At 62.7% G+C, this 23325-nt stretch carries 22 protein-coding genes; 16 read left to right on the plus strand and 6 right to left on the minus strand.

Annotated features, from left to right (window positions below; all coding sequences use genetic code 11):
- Positions 1-2: 2 nt before the first annotated feature.
- From KBX18_RS03295 to KBX18_RS03350, 12 genes are all read left to right on the plus strand, one after another.
- Complete coding sequence (locus tag KBX18_RS03295) at positions 3-1091, plus strand: glycosyltransferase (protein ID WP_255994797.1); 1089 nt, start codon at positions 3-5, stop codon at positions 1089-1091.
- The gene (gene murC / locus KBX18_RS03300; RefSeq protein ID WP_005289567.1) at positions 1088-2485 is read left to right on the plus strand and encodes a UDP-N-acetylmuramate--L-alanine ligase; all 1398 of its coding nucleotides are present in this window, start codon (positions 1088-1090) and stop codon (positions 2483-2485) included. Before KBX18_RS03295 ends, murC begins: the two co-directional genes overlap by 4 nt.
- A gap of 5 nt (positions 2486-2490) precedes the next feature.
- Positions 2491-3144: a cell division protein FtsQ/DivIB gene (locus tag KBX18_RS03305; RefSeq protein WP_232210288.1), complete on the plus strand. Its 654-nt coding sequence runs from the start codon at positions 2491-2493 to the stop codon at positions 3142-3144.
- A 148-nt stretch (positions 3145-3292) separates the two neighbouring features.
- A complete protein-coding gene (ftsZ, locus tag KBX18_RS03310; RefSeq protein WP_255994798.1) occupies positions 3293-4582 on the plus strand; it encodes a cell division protein FtsZ in 1290 nt (429 codons plus the stop codon).
- A gap of 33 nt (positions 4583-4615) precedes the next feature.
- The gene (gene pgeF / locus KBX18_RS03315; protein WP_255994799.1) at positions 4616-5281 is read left to right on the plus strand and encodes a peptidoglycan editing factor PgeF; all 666 of its coding nucleotides are present in this window, start codon (positions 4616-4618) and stop codon (positions 5279-5281) included.
- On the plus strand, positions 5281-5985 hold the full coding sequence (locus KBX18_RS03320; protein WP_050748802.1) for a YggS family pyridoxal phosphate-dependent enzyme: 705 nt from the start codon (positions 5281-5283) through the stop codon (positions 5983-5985). Before pgeF ends, KBX18_RS03320 begins: the two co-directional genes overlap by 1 nt.
- A 53-nt stretch (positions 5986-6038) precedes the next feature.
- Positions 6039-6473 carry a cell division protein SepF gene (locus tag KBX18_RS03325; RefSeq protein WP_255994800.1) on the plus strand — a complete coding sequence of 145 codons (435 nt, stop codon included), beginning with the start codon at positions 6039-6041 and terminating at the stop codon, positions 6471-6473.
- A gap of 17 nt (positions 6474-6490) precedes the next feature.
- Positions 6491-6778: a YggT family protein gene (locus KBX18_RS03330; protein WP_005289578.1), complete on the plus strand. Its 288-nt coding sequence runs from the start codon at positions 6491-6493 to the stop codon at positions 6776-6778.
- 117 nt (positions 6779-6895) lie between these two features.
- Complete coding sequence (locus KBX18_RS03335) at positions 6896-7753, plus strand: DivIVA domain-containing protein (protein WP_005289580.1); 858 nt, start codon at positions 6896-6898, stop codon at positions 7751-7753.
- A 461-nt stretch (positions 7754-8214) separates the two neighbouring features.
- Positions 8215-11388, plus strand: a complete 3174-nt coding sequence (gene ileS, locus KBX18_RS03340) for an isoleucine--tRNA ligase (protein WP_255994801.1) — start codon at positions 8215-8217, stop codon at positions 11386-11388.
- Positions 11389-12258: a hypothetical protein gene (locus tag KBX18_RS03345; protein ID WP_255994802.1), complete on the plus strand. Its 870-nt coding sequence runs from the start codon at positions 11389-11391 to the stop codon at positions 12256-12258.
- On the plus strand, positions 12255-13646 hold the full coding sequence (locus KBX18_RS03350) for a DNA polymerase IV (protein ID WP_005289586.1): 1392 nt from the start codon (positions 12255-12257) through the stop codon (positions 13644-13646). The genes KBX18_RS03345 and KBX18_RS03350 overlap by 4 nt, the downstream gene beginning before the upstream one ends.
- Here KBX18_RS03350 and KBX18_RS03355 read toward each other — a convergent pair.
- Positions 13591-14652, minus strand: a complete 1062-nt coding sequence (locus KBX18_RS03355; RefSeq protein ID WP_255994803.1) for a HAMP domain-containing sensor histidine kinase — start codon at positions 14650-14652, stop codon at positions 13591-13593. The genes KBX18_RS03350 and KBX18_RS03355 overlap by 56 nt on opposite strands.
- The gene (locus KBX18_RS03360; protein WP_040424328.1) at positions 14643-15308 is read right to left on the minus strand and encodes a response regulator transcription factor; all 666 of its coding nucleotides are present in this window, start codon (positions 15306-15308) and stop codon (positions 14643-14645) included. The genes KBX18_RS03355 and KBX18_RS03360 overlap by 10 nt, the downstream gene beginning before the upstream one ends.
- Before the next feature lie 57 nt (positions 15309-15365).
- Here KBX18_RS03360 and KBX18_RS03365 point away from each other — a divergent pair, with 57 nt between their 5' ends.
- The 3 genes from KBX18_RS03365 (at position 15366) to KBX18_RS03375 (ending at position 18162) form a co-directional block, all read left to right on the plus strand.
- The gene (locus tag KBX18_RS03365; RefSeq protein ID WP_005289592.1) at positions 15366-16295 is read left to right on the plus strand and encodes a hypothetical protein; all 930 of its coding nucleotides are present in this window, start codon (positions 15366-15368) and stop codon (positions 16293-16295) included.
- The gene (locus tag KBX18_RS03370) at positions 16292-17134 is read left to right on the plus strand and encodes a trypsin-like serine protease (protein WP_005289594.1); all 843 of its coding nucleotides are present in this window, start codon (positions 16292-16294) and stop codon (positions 17132-17134) included. The genes KBX18_RS03365 and KBX18_RS03370 overlap by 4 nt, the downstream gene beginning before the upstream one ends.
- 839 nt (positions 17135-17973) lie before the next feature.
- Entirely contained in the window at positions 17974-18162 is a 189-nt protein-coding gene (locus KBX18_RS03375; protein ID WP_005289595.1) for a hypothetical protein, read from the plus strand.
- 316 nt (positions 18163-18478) lie between these two features.
- Here the strand turns inward: KBX18_RS03375 and KBX18_RS03380 are convergent, their stop codons facing one another.
- The 3 genes from KBX18_RS03380 to KBX18_RS03390 form a co-directional block, all read right to left on the minus strand.
- A complete protein-coding gene (locus KBX18_RS03380) occupies positions 18479-18676 on the minus strand; it encodes a hypothetical protein (RefSeq protein WP_156774818.1) in 198 nt (65 codons plus the stop codon).
- A 14-nt stretch (positions 18677-18690) separates the two neighbouring features.
- Positions 18691-19665 (minus strand): hypothetical protein, encoded by a 975-nt coding sequence (locus KBX18_RS03385; protein WP_156774819.1) that lies wholly within the window; start codon positions 19663-19665, stop codon positions 18691-18693.
- A 252-nt stretch (positions 19666-19917) separates the two neighbouring features.
- Positions 19918-20829 carry an asparaginase gene (locus KBX18_RS03390; protein ID WP_255994804.1) on the minus strand — a complete coding sequence of 304 codons (912 nt, stop codon included), beginning with the start codon at positions 20827-20829 and terminating at the stop codon, positions 19918-19920.
- An 88-nt stretch (positions 20830-20917) separates the two neighbouring features.
- On the opposite strand from KBX18_RS03390, the gene KBX18_RS03395 reads away from it, so the two are divergent.
- Positions 20918-21625, plus strand: a complete 708-nt coding sequence (locus KBX18_RS03395; RefSeq protein WP_255994805.1) for a hypothetical protein — start codon at positions 20918-20920, stop codon at positions 21623-21625.
- A gap of 19 nt (positions 21626-21644) precedes the next feature.
- On the opposite strand, the gene KBX18_RS03400 is transcribed toward KBX18_RS03395, so the two are convergent.
- Positions 21645-23324: an ABC-F family ATP-binding cassette domain-containing protein gene (locus tag KBX18_RS03400; RefSeq protein ID WP_255994806.1), complete on the minus strand. Its 1680-nt coding sequence runs from the start codon at positions 23322-23324 to the stop codon at positions 21645-21647.
- Position 23325 lies beyond the last annotated feature (1 nt).

A 23325-nucleotide genomic window follows, 5' to 3' on the forward strand; every position in this document is an offset into this window, starting at 1 on the left:
ATATGAACGATAATGATGCCCCGGTGAATATCGTTGTGGCCGGTGGTGGAACTGCCGGCCACATTGAGCCGGCTCTTGCTGTCGCGGAGGTGCTGCGCGACAATCACGGCGCTGTAGTCTCGGCGCTTGGTACGGAAAAGGGCCTGGAGACGTCTATTGTCCCTGCCCGTGATTTTCCCCTCCGCTTGGTGGACCCTGTTCCGATTCCGCGCAAGCAGCCCCTCAAGCTGCTCGGTGTGCCGGGCAAGCTGTTGAAATCGGTCAACCAGACCCGTGCAGTCCTGAAGGAGACTCAGGCTCACGCCGTTTTGGGCACAGGTGGCTACGTTGCCGCTTCGGCTTACCTGGCCGCGAAAAGCCTGGGCATTCCGTTCTTCGTCCTGGAGACCAACGCTCTGGCAGGCATGGCGAACAAGCTGGGCACTCGTCTCGGCGGCACGGGCATTAACGCCGTGCCGAACTCAGGCATGCCTGGTGATGTCCTGGGCATTCCGGTGCGTCCTGGTGTCGGCCAAGATCCGGATGGTGTGAAAGCTGAGCGCGGATACAAGATGTGGAACCTGGACCCGGCCCGCGAGACCATCCTGGTCACTGGGGGCTCCCAAGGTGCCCAGAGCATCAACCAGGCTCTCGCTGGCGCGGTGGGCAGGCTGACAGCGTCCGGCTACCAAGTCCTTCATGCGTATGGCAGGAAGAACGACGCGCCGCAGCCGCACGAGCACTACACGGCCGTCCCGTACATCGACGACATGGAAGCAGCGTACGCAGTCGCAGACGTGGTCATTTGCCGCTCTGGTGCGATGACTGTCGCCGAGAACTCCGCAGCCGGAGTACCGGCGATATATATCCCCCTGCCACACGGAAATGGTGAGCAGGGATTGAACTCTGCCCACCTCGTCGAGGCAGGTGCAGCAAAGCGTATCGACGACGCTGATCTGACCGCCGACGCGCTTGTCGGCGCCGTCGTGGAGATTCTCGCCGATGCCGGGGCGAAAGAACAGATGCGCGCCATTCTTCAGGGGTCCGGCGCCGGTAATGCCGCCGAAGAAATTGCCCGTCGGATTGTCGCAGCTGCAGGAAGGAAGTCATGAGCATTGATCTCTCCCGCGTCCACTTGATCGGTATCGGTGGATCCGGCATGTCGGGCGTAGCCCGCATTCTGCTCGACCGTGGCAGCGTGGTCACGGGGTCCGACGTGAAGGATTGCCGCCCGGTGCGGGCACTGCAAGCCCAAGGCGCTCACATTGCCGTCGGTCACGCGGCCGAGAACCTCGAGTTGGCCGGTGAATTGCCCACGGTCGTGGTGACCAGTTTCGCGGCCATCCCGCAGGACAACCCGGAACTTGTCGGTGCTGCCGAACACGGTATTCCTGTCATCCGCCGCTCCGACCTGCTGGGTGAGCTGATGGAGGGCTACACCCAAATGCTCTTCGCCGGCACCCACGGTAAGACTTCGACGACGTCGATGGCTGTCGTGGCGCTCCAAGCCGCAGGGGAGGACCCCTCCTTCGCCATCGGCGGCCAGCTCAACCGCGCGGGCACCAACGCCCACCACGGTAGCGGCGCTGTCTTCGTGGCGGAAGCGGACGAGTCCGACGGGTCGCTGCTGCGCTACCGGCCCGACATCGCTGTGATCACGAACATTGAGCCGGACCACCTCGACTACTTCGGCGATGCCGAGACCTACTACAAGGTCTTCGACGATTTCGCTGACCGCATCACCGACACCGGCACCTTGATCGTGTGCCTTGATGATGAGTCCGCCGCCGAATGCGGCGTGCGCGCCCTGGAGCGGGGTGTGACTGTCGTTGGTTACGGCACCATGACTCACCCCTCGATCCCGAACGCAGCGCATGTCGTGGACTGGCGCACGGAGAACGACCTCAGCGTGGTCAAGGTCAACCTCAACGGCACGGAGATGACGTACCACCTGTCCATCCCCGGAAAGCACATGGTGCTCAACTCTGTCGCAGCTCTGGTAGCTGGCGTGACGGCCGGTGCGGATCCGTTCGCGCTCGCCGAGGGGTTGAGCGGTTTCACCGGTGTGCGCCGCCGGTTCGAGCTGCGCGGTGAGTTGTCGGACGGCACGCGTGTCTACGACGACTATGCCCACCACCCGACGGAGGTCGATGCAGTTCTCAAAGCTGCGAAGGGGACCGGGGCGCGCGTTGTTGTGTGTTTCCAGCCGCACCTGTACTCACGCACGCAGGAATTCGCCGGCGAGTTCGCGGACGCGTTGTCGCTTGCCGACGCCGCTGTTGTCCTCGACATTTTCGGCGCCCGCGAAACTCCGGTGGAGGGGCTCGACTCGCGCATCATTACGGACCACATGTCCATCACAGATGTCGTGTACGAGCCGAACTTCTCTGCGGCGCCGGCAGCCGTCGCAAAGCTTGTGCGCCCTGGTGACCTGGTATTGACGATGGGCGCGGGGTCGGTGACGATGCTCGCCGACCCGATTCTGGACGCACTCGCGGGAGCATGAGAGCAATGCCTGTGAAGAGAATCGCCGGCGCCATTGCGGCCCTCCTTGTCCTCGTCGCCGTAGCGTGGGCGATCATCTACTTCACCCCTGTGATGACTGTGAAGAACGTGGTGGCCGATGGCAACCAGCACGTCTCAGACGAAGACATCGCCTCCGCGACCGGGGTGGAGCCAGGAATCCCGCTCGCGCAGGTGAATACACGGGAGGCAGCGTCCGGGGTCGCTTCCTTGCCGTGGGTGAAGTCGGCGACGGCCTCACGTAGTTGGCCCAGCACGCTCAAGATCAAGGTCGAGGAAAACGTCGCAGTCGCGTTCATGAAGGGCTCGCAGGGTGCCACGCTTATCGACGCTGAAGGCCGCGAATTCGCCGTCGACACTCCGCCCGACAACGCTGTAGAGCTCACAGGCGGTATGAACGACGAGAACGTCCGGAAGGATGCCGTCGATATTGTCGCTAGCTTGAGTGAGAAGGCTAAAGGTGCCGTGGACTCGATTGAGGCGCGGTCGAAGTACGACTTCGTGCTGCATCTCAAAGACAAAACTGTGGTGTGGGGCGCGTCTGAGGACAACGAGAACAAGTCTTTAGCTCTGGACACAGTTCTGCAGCGCGAGGGTGGCGAATTCAACGTGAGCAACCCGCAGCAAATCACCTCTAAATAGCATAACTCCAGGTCACAAACCCTAAAGTAGAGGTTGAGGGTACCGACACGCCGGAAAAATTCGCCGATTTTCGCGGTAGGTTGGTCATGATGGAAAGCGTCTTGTGAAACCCGATTCCCCGTTACCCCTGAAAGGCGAGACCACACCAATGACCTCTCCCAGCAACTACCTCGCCATGATCCGCGTCGTCGGAGTCGGCGGCGGCGGTGTCAACGCAGTTAACCGCATGATCGAAGAGGGCCTCAAGGGTGTTGAGTTCGTTGCCATCAACACCGACTCCCAGGCACTTCTGTTCACCGACGCTGACACCAAGCTCGACATCGGCCGCGAGGCCACCCGAGGCCTGGGTGCCGGCGCCAACCCCGAGGTCGGCCGCACCTCCGCAGAGGACCACAAGCAGGAGATCGAAGAGTCCCTGAAGGGCTCTGACATGGTGTTCGTCACCGCAGGTGAGGGTGGCGGTACCGGTACTGGTGCCGCTCCGGTCGTCGCCGGCATCGCCAAGAAGATGGGCGCGCTGACCATCGGTGTTGTCACCCGCCCATTCTCCTTCGAGGGCAAGCGCCGCACCCGCCAGGCCCTGGAGGGCATCGAGGCGCTCAAGGAAGTCTGCGACACCGTGATCGTCATCCCGAACGACCGTCTGCTGCAGCTTGGTGACGCTGAGCTGTCCATGATGGAAGCGTTCCGCGCCGCTGACGAGGTGCTCTACAACGGTGTCCAAGGGATCACCAACCTGATCACCATTCCGGGCATGATCAACGTCGACTTCGCCGACGTTCGCTCCGTCATGGCTGATGCCGGCTCCGCCCTGATGGGTGTCGGCTCCGCCCGGGGAGAGAACCGTGTCATGGCCGCCACCGAGCAGGCGATCAACTCCCCGCTGCTGGAAACGACCATGGAGGGCGCGAAGGGCGTACTCATCTCCGTCGCCGGTGGCTCCGACCTGGGACTGATGGAGGTCAACAACGCCGCATCGATCGTCGAGGAGAAGGCTGACGACGACGCTAACATCATCTTCGGCACGATCATCGACGACAACCTGGGCGACGAGGTGCGCGTGACCATCATCGCGACCGGCTTCGACGAGAAGGCCAACGCCCGCCCGGACCGCACCGGTGCCCCGGAGCAGGTAGTCGTCGAGGCCGAACCGGCGCAGGAGACCCCGACCCCGGCCCCGTCCTCGAGCTCCCTGTTTGAACCGCGCGGGGAGACCCGCGACTACGACAGTGAGCCCGTCCAGTCTGCCCAGCCAGCTCAGCCGGTCGAGCCGGCAGAGCCCCAGTACGAGGCCCCCGCTCCGCGCCACCGCTACGACGATGACCGCGGCGGGCTGTTCACCGACTCCCGTACCAGCCGCAGCCGCGAAGAGTACCGCCCGCGCCGCCGGGAGGAGCGTCTGGACGACGACCTCGACGTGCCGGACTTCCTCCGCTAAGTCGGGCGAAAAACAGGAGTACTCTGGGGTGTCATGATTGACACCACTTCCCGCCCCGTCCGCATGGTCTTCACAGGCCGCGCGGCCGGGGATTTGTCTTTGGAGGACACCCACCGCACCCTGGGTGAGAAGCTCGGCATCGAGCGTCAGGTGTGGATGGAGCAGCTCCACACCAATACCGTCACCGTGGTGGACGGCGCCACGGCTTCCCCGGTTGAAGCGACTGACGCGATTGTCACCACGACCCCGAAACTGGCGCTGTGCGTGAAAGTCGCCGACTGCGTGCCTGTCTTGCTCGCCGACCATGCCTCTGGCGTGATCGCCGCCGCGCACGCGGGCCGCATGGGTGCGCGCAACGGGATCGTCCGCAACACAGTGGAGACAATGGTCGAACTCGGCGCGACCCCGGCGAATATCCAGGCTCTTCTCGGACCGGCTGCGGCAGGGGAATCCTACGAGGTTCCGCAGGATATGGCTGATGACGTCGAAAAGCACTTGCCTGGCTCGCGCACCCGCACAAAGCAGGGCACACCGGGCATTGACGTGCGCGCAGGCCTGGTGCGCCAGTTGCTTGGCCTCGGCGTGACACACATTGACGCTGATCCGCGCGACACCATCACCGACCCCGACTTCTTTTCCTACCGCCGCGAAGGGCAAACCGGCCGCCAAGCCGGCATCATCTGGCTGACGGGAGCATGATGACACGCAAAGACGAACTAGCCGCCAATCTGGAAGGACTCCGTAAGGATGTCCGCGCCGCTGAACGCTCGGCCGGGCGCGAAGACGGCAGCGTAGCCATTCTCCCGGTGACGAAGTTCCACCCCGCATCTGATGTGGCGCTGCTTGCGGAACTCGGCATCGCCACCGTCGGTGAGAACCGGGAACAGGAAGCGAAGCAGAAGGCGGCGGAGCTGCCCAACATGCGGTTCGCCATGATCGGTCAAATCCAGACGAAGAAGGCGAACTCGGTCGCGCGGTGGGCCAGCGAAGTCCACTCACTCGACTCCGTCAAACTCGCCCGCGCGCTGGATAGCGGTGTGGCGCTTGCGCTCGAGCGCGGCGACAGGACGAGCGATCAGCTGCCCTGCCTCATTCAGCTCTCCTTCGACGAAGATGAAAACAGGGGAGGGGTGCGCGAATCCGACCTCGCGGAACTCGTCGCGGAAGCCGAGCAATTAGAGCATGTGCTTGTCGACGGCTTCATGGTCGTGCCTCCCATCGATGCAGACCCTGCGCGGGTTTTTGAGGCGTCGAGAAGCATCGCGGATGACTACGCTGGGCGCTTGGGTCGCCCAATGTTGCTATCTGCCGGGATGTCACATGATTTTGAGCAGGCAATTACCTGTGGATCCGACATCGTGCGTGTCGGAACACGGCTGCTGGGACAGCGGCCCGTAGGCTGACGGACAACGCATCAACAATCCTCAAAACCGCCCGCGAACAGGAGACTTAAGCCATGTCTTTCTCGAACAGCCTGAAGGAATTCTTCGGCCTCGGCCAGTACGATCCGGCCGTCGACCCGTACTACGATGACCCGGCTTACGAGGAAGCTGGCTCCACGTCCTACAGCGCCCGCGGCTACGTAGAGCGCGACTACGAACAGCGCGACTACACCGCAGCCATCATCAGCGTCCGCCCGCGCAACTACAACGACGCCAAGGAGATCGGCGAGCCGTTCCGTGACGGCGACGCAGTGGTGATGGACCTCTCCGCCGTGGACAAGCCGACCGCGATGCGGCTGATCGACTTTGCCGCAGGCCTGTGCTTCGCTGCCCGCGGCAAGATGCACAAGCTCTCCCGCACTGGTGATGAGAACCTGGTTTTCGCTATCGTTCCGGAGAACGCCCGCACCACCGTAGGCGAGCTGGAGCGCGCAGCACACCTGCGTTAGGGTTTAGTGCCGTGACTATGATCGGCGCCATTCTCTATGCACTTGTGGGTTTGTACACCCTCATGGTGATCGTCCGGCTCATCATCGAGATGATCCAGTCTTTCGCTAAACACTTCGATCCTCCGTCGTGGTTCATGGTCGCTGCGGAGGTCTTTTTTGTCACCACAGACCCGCCGATCCGCTTCCTGCGCCGTTATATTCCGCCACTTCCGCTCGGTGGGGTGGCCTTGGATGTCAGCGTAATTGTGCTGTTCATAGGCCTAATGATCCTTTCTGCGTTGATCGTCACCATCTTCGGGATTTAATCAATCATTGCGCGTTAATACTTACCCTCTGGTAAAGATTGAGGGTACAAGTAACGTGGGTTATTATTTACCTCGGTAAACCAAAACCCCCGGACCATTAACTCGAAGGGAACGCAAATGCCGCTGACACCAGCAGACGTGCACAATGTCGCTTTCAGCAAGCCGCCGATTGGGAAGCGTGGATACAACGAGGACGAGGTCGACCAGTTCCTGGACCTCGTCGAGGACACACTCGCCCAGCTGCAGGATGAGAACGACGATCTGCGCGCTCGTCTCGAGGAGGGCGGCTCCGCCCCGGCTCAGGGTGCCCCGCAGGCAGATGAAGGCGCGATCCGCCGCCGGATCGAGCAGGAGCTGCGCCAAGAGTACGAAGGCCGTCTCCGCGAGGCTCAGCAGGCTCGCGAGCGCGCAGAGAACGAGGCACGCACCGCCCGCGAAGGTGCTGCCGCATCTGCGTCCACCAAGATCGACCCGTCGGCACAGGCCACCGAAGAAGCCAACGTGCAGGCAGCACGCGTTCTGGGCTTGGCTCAGGAAACCGCCGAGCGCGTTACCCGCGAGGCCGAGGAAGAATCCCGCCGCCTGCTCGAGGAAGCACGCACCAGCGCTAGCCAGCAGGTCGGCGAGGCTGAGAGCCGTGCTGCAGCAACCACCCAGGCTGCCGAGCAGCGCGCCAACCAGCTTGTCAGCGACGCAGAGCGTCGCGCCGAGGAAACCACCAACGAAGCAAACTCCCGTGCCGAGGCTCAGATCCGCCAGGCAGAGGAGAAGGCAGCCCAGCTGCAGGCAGATGCCGAGCGCAAGCACACCGAGATCATGAACACGGTGAAGCAACAGCAGTCCGCACTGGAGGCTCGCATCGCCGAGCTGCGCACCTTCGAGCGCGAGTACCGTACCCGCCTCAAGACCCTGCTCGAGTCCCAGCTCGAGGAGCTGGAGACGCGCGGTTCTTCCGCACCGTCCGGCGAAAACTAAAGCCCTGCACTAGGGCTCCATCCCCGCGCACCATTCGGTGGCGCGGGGTTTCGTCGCGCGCACGGCTGGCTTCGGCTTGGCGGGGGTCTGAGCGGTCCGTGCGGAAAAGTTGATATCCCGGTTTCTGCGACCTGGGTTTATTGCGTTCCCGGTCAGCCAAAATGTCAACTTTTCCGCACAGCCCCCCAGCGGCACCACTAAATAGGCCCACACAATTGCGCACATCCTCTTGTGGGTGGCTACAATGAGCGCCAGAAAGAGACACGCGATGATCCGGCCATCACCGGGGAGCGTTCCGGAAGAACGGCCGCGGCTACTAAAGCTCGCAGCTCACTAGACCCGGACTTCACCACAAACGAAGAGGGAGTCCGTACATGGGTTCCAAGCGGGGTGGTACCGCGCAGTGATTCAGTGAACTGCGTCCCCGCACGGCAGCAACAGTGTGAGTGAAGGATCGGATTATGAGCAGCAACACCGCCGGCCGTGCGTACCCCAAGGTGGATATGACCGGGGGATCCAACAAGTTCCCCGACATGGAGCGCATCGTTCTGGACTATTGGCAGAAGGACTCCACCTTCCAAGCCACCCTGGAGAACAGGGAAAACTGCGAGGAGTACGTCTTCAACGACGGGCCCCCGTTCGCCAACGGTCTACCGCACTACGGCCACTTGCTCACCGGGTACGTCAAGGACATCGTTCCGCGTTTCCGCACGATGACCGGCTACCACGTGCCGCGCGTCTTCGGCTGGGATTGCCACGGTTTGCCCGCTGAGCTCGAGGCGGAGAAGCAGCTGGGCATCACTGACAAGGCCCAGATCGAAGATATGGGCTTGGCTAAGTTCAACGAGTACTGCGGCCAGTCCGTCATGCACTATGCGGGCGAGTGGGAGGACTACGTCACCCGCCAGGCGCGCTGGGTGGACTTTGAGAATGGCTACAAGACGATGGACATCGAGTACATGGAGTCCGTCATGTGGGCGTTCAAGGAGCTCTATGACAAAGGCCTGATCTACCAGGGCTTCCGTGTCCTGCCGTACTCCTGGGCTGAGCACACACCGCTGTCGAACCAGGAGACGCGTCTCGACGATTCTTACAAGGAACGCCAGGATCCCACCGTCACTGTCACGCTGCCCATCACCGGTGCACGCGCGGGCTTCAAGGCGGAGCAGACGCTTGCTGAGCACCCAGAGCTTATCGACGCCAACGCGCTCGCCTGGACCACCACCCCCTGGACCCTGCCCTCGAACCTCGCGTTGGCTGTCGGCCCGGAAATCGAATACGCACTGTGTGTCGCACACGGCGACACACAGAAAGAAAAGTACCTCATCGCGACCTCGCTCATCGGCTCGTATACAAAGGAACTGGGGGAGGACCCGGAGGTCCTCGCAACGTTCAAGGGCGCTGAGCTCGAGGGGCTGGAGTACACCCCGGTCTTCGACTACTTCGCCGATCAGCCGAACGCGTTCATGATCCTCGTTGCGGACTACGTCTCCACCGAGGACGGCACGGGCATCGTCCACCAGGCCCCGGCCTTCGGTGAGGACGATATGATCACCTGCGAGAAGTACGGCATCGGCCTGGTCATCCCCGTTGACGCCGACGGCAAGTTCACCAGCCAGGTGCCCGAGTACGAGGGCCAGCTCGTTTTCGACGCCAACCGTGACATCATCCGCGACCTGAAGGCTCGCGGCCGCGTCTTCCAGGACAAGGTGATCGTCCACTCCTACCCGCACTCCTGGCGCTCCGGTGAGCCTCTGATCTACATGGCGCTGCCTGCGTGGTTTGTGAAGGTCACCGACATCCGTGACCGCATGGTGGAGCTGAACCAGACCATCGAATGGATCCCGGAGCACGTCCGCGACGGCCAGTTCGGTAAATGGCTGGAAGGCGCACGCGACTGGAACATCTCCCGTACCCGTTACTGGGGCTCCCCGGTGCCCGCCTGGGTCTCGGACAACCCGGACTACCCGCGTGTGGACGTTTATGGCTCCCTCGATGAGTTGGAGGCGGACTTCGGCATGCGCCCCGAGTCGCTGCACCGCCCGTACATCGACGAACTGACCCGCCCGAACCCGGACGACCCGACAGGCCAGTCCACGATGCGTCGTGTACCGGATGTACTCGACTGCTGGTTCGAATCTGGCTCCATGCCGTTTGCGCAGTACCACTACCCGTTCGAGAACGTTGAAGAGTTCGACACCCGCCAGCCGGCCGACTTCATCGTCGAATACTCCGGCCAGAGCCGCGGCTGGTTTTACGTCCAGCACGTGCTGTCTACCGCACTGTTTGATCAAGTCGCGTTCAAACAGGTCGTTGCCCATGGCATCGTGTTGGGTGACGACGGACAGAAAATGTCCAAGTCGAAAGGCAATTACCCGAACATCTACGAGGTCTTCGACCGCGACGGCTCTGACGCCATGCGCTGGTTCCTCATGTCCTCGCCGATTCTGCGCGGCGGCAACCTCATTGTCACCGAGCAAGGGATCCGCGACGGCGTGCGCCAGGCAATCCTGCCGATCTGGAATGCCTACACCTTCCTCCAGCTCTACTCTGATCGGGAGACGCAGTGGGACACCAGCTCGGATAACGTGCTGGACCGCTACATCCTGGCCAAGCTCCACGACATGGTGGGCAACGTGCGCGCAGCGCTTGACGCAACGGACATCTCTGGCGCGTGCGATGAGGTCCGCGTCTTCGCCGACACCTTGACCAATTGGTACGTCCGTCGCTCCCGCGACCGTTTCTGGGCGGGCCAGGACGAGCACCCGGAGGCATTCAACACGCTCTACACGGTGCTGGAGGTCCTGTGCCGGGCAGCTGCCCCACTTTTGCCGTACATCACGGAGGTCATGTGGCGCGGTCTCACGGGCGAGCGTTCGGTCCACCTCACCGACTACCCGGACGCGGACCAGTTCCCGGCCGATGCCGAGCTCGTTGCTGCAATGGACGCGACGCGCTCGGTGTGCTCGGCGGCGTCGTCGCTACGCAAGGCGAAGAAGCTGCGCAACCGCCTGCCGCTGCCTGCGCTGAAGGTGGCGCTACCGGAGGCGAAGTCCTTGGAGCCGTTCACTGATGTGATCCGCGACGAAGTCAACGTGAAGAACGTCGAGCTGACCACGGACGTCGACTCTGCAGGCTCGTTCGAAGTCGTCGTGAACGCCAAGGTGGCGGGCCCGACCTTGGGCAAGGATGTGCAACGCGCGATCAAGAACGTCAAGGCCGGCAATTACGTTCACGACGGCGCAAACGTCGTTGTCGACGGCGATATCGTGCTCACTCCAGAGCTCTACACCGAGCGTCTTGTTGCTGCGGACCCGGATTCGACCGCACGCATCGAGGGCAAGGACGGGCTCGTGGTGCTGGATGACGCGGTCACGGAAGAGCTCGAGGCCGAAGGCTGGGCTGCTGACGTGATCCGTGGCCTGCAGGATGCCCGCAAGAAGGAGGGACTGGACGTTTCCGACCGGATCACCGTCACGCTCTACGTTCCGGCCGATAAGGAGCAGTGGGCGAACCAGCACGCCGATCACATTGCGGCAGAGACCTTGGCCACGCAGTTGTCTGTCGCTACCGACGGTGCCGGTGCCCACGAGGTGCTCGACGGCGTCACAGCATCGGTGGCTAAGAACGGCTAAGTGACCGCGGCGAGCCATGAGCGGGCTGAATTCTGCTTGAATGGCGGCATGGGTAGGTCTCCGTCTTTGTTCGTGGTCAACCTCCCGGACGACGCGCGGGCCCACAAGGATCTCCAGTGGGCGCGCAAGCATTCGGTGCTCGGCTTCGCCAGCCGTTTTCGGGACCAGCCTGAGGTGGGCGACATCCTCATGCTGTGTGCCGGTGTGAAGGGAGGTAAACGCAAGGCCGTCGAGCACGTTCTTGTCGCCTCCGTTTTGAGCGCGCCTTTCCACCCCGACAAGGAGATCCCGCCGGTCAATTTGTCGTGGCCGTCTGAGGTGGAAGAACGCAAGCGGAAGTACATCCGCCGGGTGCCGGTGTCGTTTTTCGCGGAGCAGCGCGACAATGACGCGACTAAGCTCGCCCCGCTTTTTGACGCTCTCCGCCGCTCCGGCAAAAACGCCACCCCTCGCAAGGTCGAGGCCTCCCGGAAGGATCTCGACACCGTCGCCAGAAACTTCTGGTTCGGAAGTTGGGCGGAGTTGGAGCGCGCGAAATCATTCCCGTTCCGCGCGATCGATACGCTGGTGACCCGCGCAGAGGACTCAGCCCGGGCACATTTCGAATCGGAGGGATGGGACGTCATTCACGTCGGCCACCCGCATAACTTTCTGTGCCGGAAGGACGGGGAGGAAAAGCGTGTCATGGTCAAAGCGTCCGACACTCAAGCGATCCACTTGGTACCGTCTGAACTGGCCAGCGCACGCGAGCAGACCACCGACCTCGTTGTTGTCAGCCCCGATGACAACATGCGCATCCTGCCGGACTGGCACCCGCTGGATGCAGACCTCACCACTTCCGAATTCGAGTACCACCTGCCTGAAGGATGACAGAACACTCCCGCTGGGTCCTCCACATCGACATGGACGCCTTCTACGCGTCGTGCGAGCAGCTGACCCGTCCCACGCTCAAGGGCCGGCCCGTCCTTGTCGCCGGTGTCACGGGCAGGGGAGTGGTTGCCGGAGCGAGCTACGAGGCCCGCAAGTTCGGGGCGCGTTCCGCCATGCCCACCTACCGCGCCACCCGGCTCGTCGGCCCGCAGGCAGTTCTGGTCACACCACGAAGGAAGGTGTACACGACCGCCTCACGGCGCGTGTTCGAGATCATCGCCCGCCACGTCGACGTCGTGGAGCAGCTGTCCATCGACGAGGCATTCATGGAGCCGCACGAGCTCCAAGGCGCCACGCCTGATGAGGTCCGCGACTGGGCGAACACCCTGCGCGACCAGATCCGCGAGGAGACTGGTTTGCCCAGCTCGATCGGTGCCGGCAGCGGCAAGCAGTACGCCAAAATCGGCTCGGGCCTGGCCAAACCCGACGGCACGTACATCATTCCGAAAGCCCAGCAAACGGATATCCTCCACCCTTTGCCCGTCAAGGAGCTGTGGGGTGTAGGGCCGGTGACAGGGGCGAAGCTCACTGGCGCTGGCATCGAGACCATCGGAGACTTCGCGGCCATGACGGAAAGGGAGGTGGATATTGCTCTGGGGGGAGTCGTCGGCAAGCAATTGTGGATGTTGGCGCGCGGCATCGACGACCGCGACGTCAAACCGCGCGCCGAGTCGAAGCAGATCTCCGCGGAGCACACGTATCCGCAGGATCTGACCACCACAGCAGAAGTTGAGGCCGCCATCAGGCGCGCGGCATCCGACGCGCACCGCCGTTTGCTTATCGACGGCCGCGGCGCCCGCACCGCCACCGTCAAACTCAAAATGGCCGACTTTCATATTGAGTCCCGCTCAACAACGCTGCCGTACGCGACGGACGACCTGGAAACCTTGGTTGCGGCGGCCTTTCGTATCGCCCGCTACCCGGACGAGCTCGGACCGATCCGGCTGGTAGGCGTGGGTTTTTCTGGCCTGGAGGACGTCATGCAGGACACGTTGTTCCCGGAGTTGGACCAGGCGATCATCCCGCACCGGGTGATCCCGGAAGAAACGGGAGTGAGTGACCTTGCCGACGCACCCTTGCCCGCATTTGAGGAGGCGGCGAAAACCGGTTGGGCGGCCACCCAGGATGTGTTCCACCCCGAGTACGGCCACGGCTGGATCCAAGGGGCAGGCCACGGGTTTGTCACCGTCCGGTTTGAAACCCGCGCCACGGGCCCGGGGAAGGTGAAGAACTTCCGTGCGGACGACCCGGATCTTGTTCCTGCTGACCCGGTCAATTCTCTCGCGTGGGAGGAGTGGCTGGAGCTGCAGGAGCAACAGGGAGAATAAGACCGGCGGTCAGCCCGCCTTCTGCCCGGGCGTGGAGTTCGAGGCGGCCGCCGTGGGACCGGGCGATTGCATCGGTGAGCGCAAGGCCGAGTCCGTGGCCGTCGCCGACGCGGTTGGTGCCGCGGGTGAACGGTTCAGTGAACGTCGCGACGGCATCAGGGTCGAGCACAGCGCCGTCGTTCGTCACCACCACGCGGGCTTCATGGCCGTCGCTGGTCAAGCTCAGCCGCATGTTCTCACCGTGAGTCTGCGCGTTGCGCACCAGGTTCGACACAGCGTGGCGCAGCAGGACGGCGTCGCCCATGACGGCCACGTGGTCGTCGCCCCCGCAGATCTCACCGAGGTCGACGGGGGCGAGTTCGGGGTTCTCCGCTCGTGCGAGGTCGAGAAGCGCACTGACCATCGCGGCGTTGTCGGCGTTGACGGAACGGATCTGGGTCAGGGCTGTGCGCAGATGCTCGGCATCCTCAGGGGTAGCCAGCGCGACGTCTGCGACAGTCTGGATGGTGGCAATCGGCGTTTTCAGCTCGTGGGAGGCGTTCGCCGCGAACCGCTTCTGGGCGGTGATCGAGTCCTCGAGCGAATCAAGCATCGTGTCGAGGGCGGAGGCGAGGTCGCCGACTTCGTCGTCGGCGCCGTCATACCCGGTGCGCTGCTCCAGATCGCCCGCGGTGACCTGGCGTGCGGTGTGCGCCAGGCCGGATAGCGGAGTGATCACCCAACCGGCCACGAACCAGCCGATCAGGCCGGACAAGGCCGTGAGCAGCAGAAGGCCCACAACGGAGACAATGAGCACGACCCGTAACACTTCGTCGGCGACGGGCACCGCCCCGTCGATGACGGCACCCGCAGCACCTTCTGCACCCCCTGCATCCCCGCCGGGGAATTCAGCCCGGAACGGCACCGGGGTGAGCTTCAAGTAGGCGTACACCAGGGCGGTCAATGCCGCACCGGCGAGAAACGTGGTGAGCACGAACATGGCTGCGATGCGGGCTCTCAAGGACATGCGTAATACCCCTCACCGGGCTTGGTGCGGATGATCTGCGGTTCCCCGAGCTTCTTGCGCAAGTAGGAAATGGTCACACGCGGGGAGTTGGTGAAGGGGTCGGCGTTTTCGTCCCAGGCGCGCTCAAGCAGCTCCTCGGCGGAGATCACGGCGCCGTCTTCTTCCATGAGCACTTCCAGTACCGCGAACTCTTTCGGCGATAGCGCGATTTCTTCCTCACCGCGCATGACGCGCCGGCGTGCCGTGTCCAGCCGCACATCGCCGCAGACCAGCACCGTACTGCGCGCCGGGGACGAGCGCCGGCCCAGAGCGCGCACCCGAGCAATGAGCTCGGGGACGTCGAACGGTTTGGGCAGATAGTCGTCGGCCCCCGCACCGAAGCCGCTCAACCGGTCGTCCAAGGTGCCCGCGGCGGTGAGCATGATCACCCGCAGGTGCGGGTAGTCGGCCACAATGCGGGCGCAGATGTCGTCGCCGTGCACGCCGGGTACGTCGCGGTCGAGGACGACCACATCCACATCCGGGGCGTGGGCGTGGAGGTACAGCAGGGCCGAGGTGCCGTCGTAAAGCGCATGTGCCTTCATGCCCTCCCTGTTCAACGCGACCTGGAGGGCGTCGGCGAGGTAGACCTCGTCGTCGACAATGAGCACGCTCAGATTCATGGTTGCCGATCTTAACGCTCTCGCAACATCGGCCGTTTTACCCTGTGGACCATGCCGAAACGGATAGTGGGACTCGACGCCGCACGTGCCGTGGCGATCATCGCGATGATGGCCGCGCACCTGACGCTGGCGGGCACGCAAACGCTCGGGATCGTGGGCCAGCTGCTCTACGGTTTTCCCTCAGCGCTGTTCGCGGTGCTCGCCGGAATGTCGATGACGCTCATGCAGCCGGACCCGCTGAAGTTCACCGTGCGCGGTCTGGTGCTTATCGCGCTGCACTTCGTGCTGCAGCTGTTTTCGGGCGACATCTATGTGGTCCTGCTCAATTTCGGTATCTGCATGATCGTGCTGGGGTGGGTGACTGCGTGGCCGTCGCGCAATCTCGCGGTGCTGCTTGTCGCACTCACCGCGGCGTCCGCGCTCATCCACCAGTTCGTGGTTCCGCCCGTGGACATCCTCGGTTACCCGTACCCGCTGGCGGTGTGGGCCACGCTCATGGTGGCGGGCATGCTCATGCGCCGGCACCTGCACAGTGTGCGGCATTACGTGCTCGGCCTGGTGGTCGGCAGTGCGCTTGTCGCAGGCAACATCGTCGCACGGTACTACTTCGTCCCGGGCGAAGCCCTCCAGTGGCTCGAACCCCTCGGCCACACCGGCGGAGTGCTGAACATCATCGGCTCCATCGGAATGGCTGCGGCAGTCTACAGCCTCTGCTGCCTGCTCAACCCCCGCTTCCTGCAGCCGCTGGGGTCGATGCCGCTGACTATCTACAGCCTGCACATCCTCACCGCACAGTGGATGCAGTGGATGGGGTTCACGGGCGGTTTCCTAATCAGCGTCATCACCGCGTTAGCGTTCGCGTTCGCCTGGAAGCACTTCTTTAACCGTGGCCCGCTGGAAGAAGCCGTCAAGCGCATCACCGACCTCACCCCGCATACCCCTTTGACCACGTCCCACCAACCTGAACAGGAGAAGAAATGAAGAAGATTCTGCCGGCCATCATCACCGCAGCACTGCTCAACCCGTCGGCCGCGTTGGCGATGGAAAGCACCGACTTCGCCGGCGACACCCCCGAAGCCGACACCGTCGTGTCCCTGCGCATGCAGGACGACGAACCGGAAGACGGCACCTGCACCGGCACCGCGATCGCCCCGCATTGGGTGCTCACAGCGCGCCATTGCATGGAGATGTTCGACACACCCGGCGGCAGCGTGCGCACCCTCCAGGGCGACCAGCAGCGCACCTACGCCGTGGACCGGTGGGAAAAAGCGCCCATCGGCGACATCGGGCTCATCCACACCGTGGAGGACATGCAGCTGCGCACCTACGCCACGCTGCCCGACGTTGAGCTGGCCAACGGGGAGGTCACCGTCTATGGCTGGTCTTCCGACGGCTCCGGCGGATCCGAGAAACTGCCGGTAGCCACAGGCACCTCGGAGGTCAGCGACGAAGCGCCCGCGCTTTTCGACGCCCCCTCAGCCGCCGTGGTCACCCTCGCCAACGGCGCGCGCATCCAGCCGGGCGACTCCGGCGGCCCGATCTTCCAGGACGGGCGCATCGCCGCCGTCATGTCCGCCGGCCTGTTCACCAACCCCGACAACCCCTCCGAAGAGGAGCTGCTGAGCAACCCCAAAGTCGCCGTGGCACCCGTGGCCAGCCAGGTGGAGTGGATCAAGAGCGTGATCTCCGCCCCCGAGCCCAGCCCGGAGGAGCGTATGCCGGAAGAAGAGAGAAGCAAGTTCCCCCTCGGCGTGGTCATCGCCTTCGGCGTCTTCGTCGCCGCCCTGGCGGCCTTCGGGATTAGCCGAACACGGTCCTAGGGTCGAGCGGGCCAAGGGTTTGTCACCGTGCGGTTTGAAACCCGCTGTCAGCGCTCTTTGAAAAGTAGCCCAAAACGCTCCTCGAAAAGTAGCCCATCCGAAAAAGATTGGATGGGTGATTTCATTGGAGAATGGGCGCACATCCGGTCAACTCGTTAGCGTGGGAGGATTGATTGGAGGCGCGCTGAGAACCATCGCGAAACGGCTAGAGGGACTTCACTCCGCGCACTTGGCGCTGACGCTCAGGATCGTGGGCTAATTGCTCTAAGGTTCTCCCCAGTGCTGTTTGTGGTGCTGGCCGGAATCAGATGACGCTCATGACGGCTGACCCGCTGAAGTTCACCGTGTGCGGGCTGGTCTCATTGCTCTGTACCTAGTGCTGCTGCAGTTTTTGTGCGATATTTCCCTTTTCCTGCTTCACTTCCAGCTCTGCATGATCGCCTTGGGGCGGGTAACAACACGGTCATCGCGCGATTTCACCGTGTTGCTTGTCGTTCATCGCGGTGTCCGCGCTTATCTGACGGTTCGTGCTCGCGCCCGTGGACATCCACGGTCACCCGTACCTGCGGCGGTGTTGGCTCTGCGCATGGTGGCGGGCATGCGTACTCGCTGGCACCTACCCCCCTTGCTCCAATGCGTGCTCGGTAGGGTGTTCGGCGGTGCGCTCGTGGGGGCAACATCCTCGCGTGATCCTAGCTCGATCTGAGTGGACCCTTCCATCGGCTCGAACCCCTCGGTCACACTGGTGGCGTACTGGACATTGGACCATTGCACTTGGACGCGGCGGCTTACAGTCTCTCCTTCCCTCTAACCCCCGTTTCCTGCAGCCGCTCGGGTCCATGCCACTAACGGTTTACCACCTGCACATCCTCACCGCGCAGTGGATGGGGTTTCCAGCTGGCTTCTTGGTCAGCGACATCGCCGTCTTCGCGTTCGCGAGGAAGCGACTCTTCGAGCGCGGCCCGCTGGGGGACACCATAAAACCCAACTTGAGCGATAGAGCCTGGCCGGTTTTTGAGGCAGGATAGGGATGAGAGATACTACGACTTTCTCAGATGGCCGTACTACCAACGTTGTACGTTCGCCGGGCCGTTGACCGAGACCAGTAGTCCAAATGGTGAGCGAGACTAAACACGCTCGCATCCTCTAGGCGAGCCAAGCGGGGCGGACTGGTGGCGTGATTTCTTCCTTGGAACCAATTCCCTAAAACCTTACAAGTGTAAAGAGACACCTGCGATTTTTCTAGCCGTAAACACTGTCTTTGGTTTCACGGTGGTTGCTTGGGGCGGGCGTTCGAACCTAGTTGAGCTAGGGGCCAAGGAAGCGAGCAGGGTTAACGCCCGATCATCTTTCCGCGTTTTTCTTCATCGCCAACTTGAGCACCAGCGATAACGCCCAGATTAGGCCGGCGTAGGCGCTAATTTGGGCGGCTAATCGCAGGTTGTCGGACAATATCCCTATCAGAAGAGCCAAGGCGATGAGCGAGAATCCAATGGCTAAACGTTCTATAACGATTGCTTTCATCGGTTTATCACGCTTCATCGATCTGCCATCTTTCATCGGTAGGCTGACGGTTGACTGCAGTTCTTCTTGTCCACTTTAACCCACCTGCGCTGTGGAGAATTTACCAGCGGGATTTGGTAGCAGCTGCGAAAGTCGAACCGAGAAGGTGCGGTTATGATGCGTTTGAAGTGCCCGAACGTCATTCCAGGGACCGCGTAGCAAAGCGCTTTGGCGGCTCTCCCGTATATGCCAGGAATCTTGTCATCGACAGTGCATAGTGCGATCTGGGCCCCGAACCCTAGAGTTGCTAGCATTCTCCCCGCTCCTTCGGCCTCATATCCCCAAAGGTTAAGGTAAATATTCCGACCAAAAGTTAACTTGGGATCTGCCACCACTTCGGAAGCTCCGTTTTCCGTGATCTGTAGAAGATTGTCCCCTTCGATACGGTAGCTAGTATCTTGCAAATCCCCGTCGACTGAAACGGCGGTAGGCGGCTCAATGAACGACTGAACCCTCATCGTTCCTTCGTATGGATCTGTGTAGACCAAATCGATAGCACCGTCTTCTCCCTGACCAAGGCTGACGTTCTCTGGCAAATCGAAATTCCATTCAGCTTTGTGCTCACCAGGCTGGAGGATCTGATAACCGGCGACGTATTCGTCTGATTGCTCCAAAACAACCTGGCCATTCGATGAGTATTGGGAGTTAACCTGTTCCAGGTGCACCCCCTCAGGGTTGGATACCCGAATTTCGCCGAAGCTTGTTTCAGCAATCAGAGTGTCGTCCGCAATCGCGAGATTTGTGATCACTCCGTTTTCTAGCCCCGCTGTTGCTGACGGGTCCGCGGCGGTATCGTTGGCATCTTTGACTTTGAGCACGCTCTCGTGGGCTTCTGACATGTATGGGTGCTGCGCTTCAACCTCCGGTGTTGGTGTGCTGGCTGAAACGATTGGAACGAGCACCGTGGTAAAGGTCAAGCCTATTGCCAACACTGTGGCAGATGTGCGATACGGAAACATAACCATCACTGGTCCCTTTCTGGTCTCTACTAGTTTGGTCGAAAAAACCAAACTATGTAAGATGTTAAACGATTGGTGCGCGACAAAGAGTAGCTTGAGAAAACTAATTTAGTATGGGGGTGATCTTGAGGGGTAGTTTTGCGGTGGTGTTGAAGGTTCGAAGTGGTGTTCGAGACGAAATATGAAAACTCGCCACTGGAGCATCGGTTGAGTGAGGGGGCGAGTTGCTTTTCGAGATTGTTTTTAAGCGTTGGCAGGTTTTCAGCCCAGCACGCTCGTAGGGTCCAACCCCACCCGCAGCGCGACCGCCAAGGCCATCCTGGCTTGGCCTGCGCGCAGGGGCCCGGACGGGATCGCGCCGAACGCGCCTAAGGTGCTGCCGCCACCGGGCCCGCCGTAGGCGAATTCGACGGAGCCCAACGGCACCGAGGTGGTGACCACCACCGGGATCGTCCGCAGTGCTCTTTCAATCGCCGCGCCCATCTCGTCGGAGACGTTGCCGGCGCCGAGCGCTTCCACCACAAGGCCGTCCGCGCCATCCGCGCCATTTACGCCGGAGTTCACCGCGTAGTCGATGAGCTCACCGCCAGCGCCAGGCCACGCCCGCACAATGGGGATGTTCACGCCAGCCAATGCCACCGGGGGAACTGGTTGCGGGCGGGTGGCCGGGTTCAGCGCGAACGGGATCATCGCCGCCGTGTCCTGTTTGAACAACCCCCGCGCCGGGAGCACGCCGCCCACGCACACCGTGACACCCTCGGCATCACCCGCCACGGTATCCCGCGCAGCCAGCTCGATTGCTCGGCGCAGGTTGCCCGGCCCATCGTCGGCACCCATTGCGCCCGTGACCACAAGCGGCTTGTCCGAGGTGTGGAACATGTCCAGCACGATCGCCGTGTCGGCCAAAGAGTCGGTGCCGTGGGTGATGACGACGCCGCTCACGGAGACGTCGTCAAGCTGCGCGTGCACTTCCGCAACGAGCCTGTCCACGTCTTCCAACGTCATCGACGACGAGTCCACCGCCCGCAGATCCACCGGGCGGCATACGCCTTCGATGTTCGGCGCGGCACGCTCGATGAGATCCGCCGCGGTCAGCTTGGGCACGAGCGCGCCGGTCTCATCCGGCACGCAGGCGATCGTCCCACCGGTGGCTATCACGGAAATTGTGCGCATATCCCAAGGTTGCCACAGGCGCGCCGATTGGAGCTGGCATAGTCAACCGGTAACGTTGGTTCGGTTAAGGGAACAGAATGGAGAGATAGTGAAAGCACGCAAACTTGTCGCCGCCACCGTCGCGTTCGGTGCGGCGCTGAGCCTGGCCGCCTGCTCCGACGAGGAGAACGGCGCAGACGAGACCGCTAAGGCCACCGAAACCAACGTGGCCACCGAGCAGGCTGCTCCCGCTGAGATGCCCACCGCCGCGCAGCTCAACGAGATCTTGGCGCGCGCCACCGACCCGAACCTGCCGATGGAGGAGCGCACCCGCACCGTCCAGGGCGGCGAGAACGCCGTCGAGCTGTTCGACGTCATGACGAAGGCTAAGCAAGAGTCCGGTGCCGACTTCCAGGTCGTTGAGCCGATTCTGCCCGGCTACGCTCCGAACGAGGTTCTCGCAGCTGTGAACTTCACCCAGCCGGAGCAGGGCCCCTCCGTCGCCGAGAACGTGTCCTTCATCTACGAGGGCGGAGCCTGGAAGCTGTCCCAGTCCTGGGCTTGCATCCTGATCCGCAACACCGTCGCCCCGGAGCAGGTCCCGCAGATGTGTGAGGCAACCCCGGAAGGTGAGGGTGTCGCACCGGCTCCTGCACCCGAGGGCGCGCCGGCCCCTGCCCCGGGCGGTGCACCGGCACCCGCACCGGCTCCCGGTGATGCACCGGCACCGGGTGGCGCTCCGGCCCCGGCACCCGGCGGTGCCCCGGCTCCGGCACCTGCGCCGGCCCCGGCTCCCGGGGGCGCACCCGCCCTGTAACTCTTAGGCTGCGGAAGCCCTAGGCTTCCGGGTCTTCTTCGCGCCACACCTCTTCTGTCCACAGCGTGGACAGGGTGAGGATCGTGGCGCGATCATCTTCTTGCTCGATGCGCCGGCGCCAGTTGCGGCGCACCCACCGGTCGTGGGAGGTCATGATGACGGTGCCCTCGAAGTCCAGTAAAGCCTCCTCGAGTTCCTCGGCGAGGACGAGGGAGAGGTGGTTGGTTGGCTCGTCGAGAAGCAGCAGGTCCGGCGGGTTGGACAAAATCAAACCCAGCGAGACGCGGCGGCGCTGACCCAGGGAGAGGTCGTCGAGAGGTTTTGCGGCCTGCTCGTGCGTCATCAGCCCCATCTCGACGATGCCCGGCAGAATGTCGGCGGGGGTGCGCGACAGATCAGTCCAGTCATCGTCCTGTTCTAGGCGGGCGACAGTCATCTCTTCCGGCATGATGATCTCGCCGTCGTAATCGGTGAGTGCGCCGTCGATGATTTTCAGCAGCGTCGACTTGCCCGACCCGTTCGGCCCTTCGACAAGCAGCTGCTGGCCTGGCTGAATCTTGATGCTCAGCGGCGCGAGCCGGTCCGGGACGGAGAGATTCTTCGTCACTACTGCCGGCACGCCCAGCGAAGTTGCGGTGTGCTCCGGCAGGCCCTGGAAGCGCAACCGCTTCGGCGGTGCCGGGATTTGGTAGCGCTCGAGTTTCTCCAGCCGCGATTCGGCTGCTTTTCGTCGGTTGCCCACCGTTTTCGCAGCCCTGTCAGCGTAGTACTTCGCGGCTTTGCGGGTTTCCGTCTTAGCTTCATGCGAGTGGAACACGTCGTCCTCGGTTTGGTGGGCGGCCTTTTCCAGCCGCTCACGCTCGTGTTCCTGAGCTGCGTAGTCGGTGGCCCAGCGGGCGCGGCGCTTCTCCCGGGCCTCGAGGTAGTCGGAGAACGAGCCGGAGAATTTCGCTCCCTGCTTCGTTTCCTCGCCCATGCCGCCTTCGGGGCCCAGACCCGGATCCAGATCCACCAAGCTGTCGCAGGCAGTGTCCAGGAAATAACGGTCGTGGGCGGCGGCCAGTACTGGGCCCTTGAAGGAAGTGAGTTCTTCGACGAGGAAGTCGACGGCTTCGTCGTCGAGGTGGTTGGTCGGCTCATCGAGCACCATCGCGTCGACCGGGCGCAGCAGCAACGTGGCCAAAGCGAAGCGGCGGCGCTGCCCGCCGGACATTTCACCGAGCGGGGTCGCCAGATCTACTCCGGCCAGGCCGAGACCAGCAAGGACGGTGGCAATGCGGGCATCCAGCTCCCACACGCCGGAATTCTCCGCCCGTGTCAGAGCCACATCGAAGCGTTCCGCCAGTCCGGCATCAGCGGGGTTGTCCGCCATTTGCTCCGACAAGGCTCCGATCTCGCGCTCGACGCCGCGGAGTTCGTCCACGGCGGCGTCGATAAGCTCCGACGCGGGGGACGTGAACGGCAGTGAAGTCTCTTGGGCGATGAGCCCCGTCACAGGCGGCGTGATGATCGTGCCTGCGGTCGGCTTGTTATCGCCGGCGATAAGGGAGAGCAACGTCGACTTACCGGAACCGTTCTCGCCGATCAGTCCCGTGACAGAACCGGACGGCACGGCAAAGGAGATATCGGTGAGTACGCGGTGGCCGTCGGGGTAGGAAAAGGAAACTCCGTCAAGTCCGATGTGCAGCGGGGTAGGCATG

It is taken from the genome of Corynebacterium sp. CCUG 69979 (assembly GCF_024454095.1).
Classification (GTDB): domain Bacteria; phylum Actinomycetota; class Actinomycetes; order Mycobacteriales; family Mycobacteriaceae; genus Corynebacterium; species Corynebacterium genitalium.

Coding starts and splice junctions, on each gene's coding strand:
- KBX18_RS03295 (WP_255994797.1), top strand. CDS start 3: ATGAACGATAATGATGCCCCGGTGAATATCGTTGTGGCCGGTGGTGGA.
- murC (WP_005289567.1), top strand. CDS start 1,088: ATGAGCATTGATCTCTCCCGCGTCCACTTGATCGGTATCGGTGGATCC.
- KBX18_RS03305 (WP_232210288.1), top strand. CDS start 2,491: ATGCCTGTGAAGAGAATCGCCGGCGCCATTGCGGCCCTCCTTGTCCTC.
- ftsZ (WP_255994798.1), top strand. CDS start 3,293: ATGACCTCTCCCAGCAACTACCTCGCCATGATCCGCGTCGTCGGAGTC.
- pgeF (WP_255994799.1), top strand. CDS start 4,616: ATGATTGACACCACTTCCCGCCCCGTCCGCATGGTCTTCACAGGCCGC.
- KBX18_RS03320 (WP_050748802.1), top strand. CDS start 5,281: ATGACACGCAAAGACGAACTAGCCGCCAATCTGGAAGGACTCCGTAAG.
- KBX18_RS03325 (WP_255994800.1), top strand. CDS start 6,039: ATGTCTTTCTCGAACAGCCTGAAGGAATTCTTCGGCCTCGGCCAGTAC.
- KBX18_RS03330 (WP_005289578.1), top strand. CDS start 6,491: ATGATCGGCGCCATTCTCTATGCACTTGTGGGTTTGTACACCCTCATG.
- KBX18_RS03335 (WP_005289580.1), top strand. CDS start 6,896: ATGCCGCTGACACCAGCAGACGTGCACAATGTCGCTTTCAGCAAGCCG.
- ileS (WP_255994801.1), top strand. CDS start 8,215: ATGAGCAGCAACACCGCCGGCCGTGCGTACCCCAAGGTGGATATGACC.
- KBX18_RS03350 (WP_005289586.1), top strand. CDS start 12,255: ATGACAGAACACTCCCGCTGGGTCCTCCACATCGACATGGACGCCTTC.
- KBX18_RS03355 (WP_255994803.1), bottom strand. CDS start 14,652: ATGTCCTTGAGAGCCCGCATCGCAGCCATGTTCGTGCTCACCACGTTT.
- KBX18_RS03365 (WP_005289592.1), top strand. CDS start 15,366: ATGCCGAAACGGATAGTGGGACTCGACGCCGCACGTGCCGTGGCGATC.
- KBX18_RS03370 (WP_005289594.1), top strand. CDS start 16,292: ATGAAGAAGATTCTGCCGGCCATCATCACCGCAGCACTGCTCAACCCG.
- KBX18_RS03375 (WP_005289595.1), top strand. CDS start 17,974: ATGCCACTAACGGTTTACCACCTGCACATCCTCACCGCGCAGTGGATG.
- KBX18_RS03380 (WP_156774818.1), bottom strand. CDS start 18,676: ATGAAGCGTGATAAACCGATGAAAGCAATCGTTATAGAACGTTTAGCC.
- KBX18_RS03390 (WP_255994804.1), bottom strand. CDS start 20,829: ATGCGCACAATTTCCGTGATAGCCACCGGTGGGACGATCGCCTGCGTG.
- KBX18_RS03400 (WP_255994806.1), bottom strand. CDS start 23,324: ATGCCTACCCCGCTGCACATCGGACTTGACGGAGTTTCCTTTTCCTAC.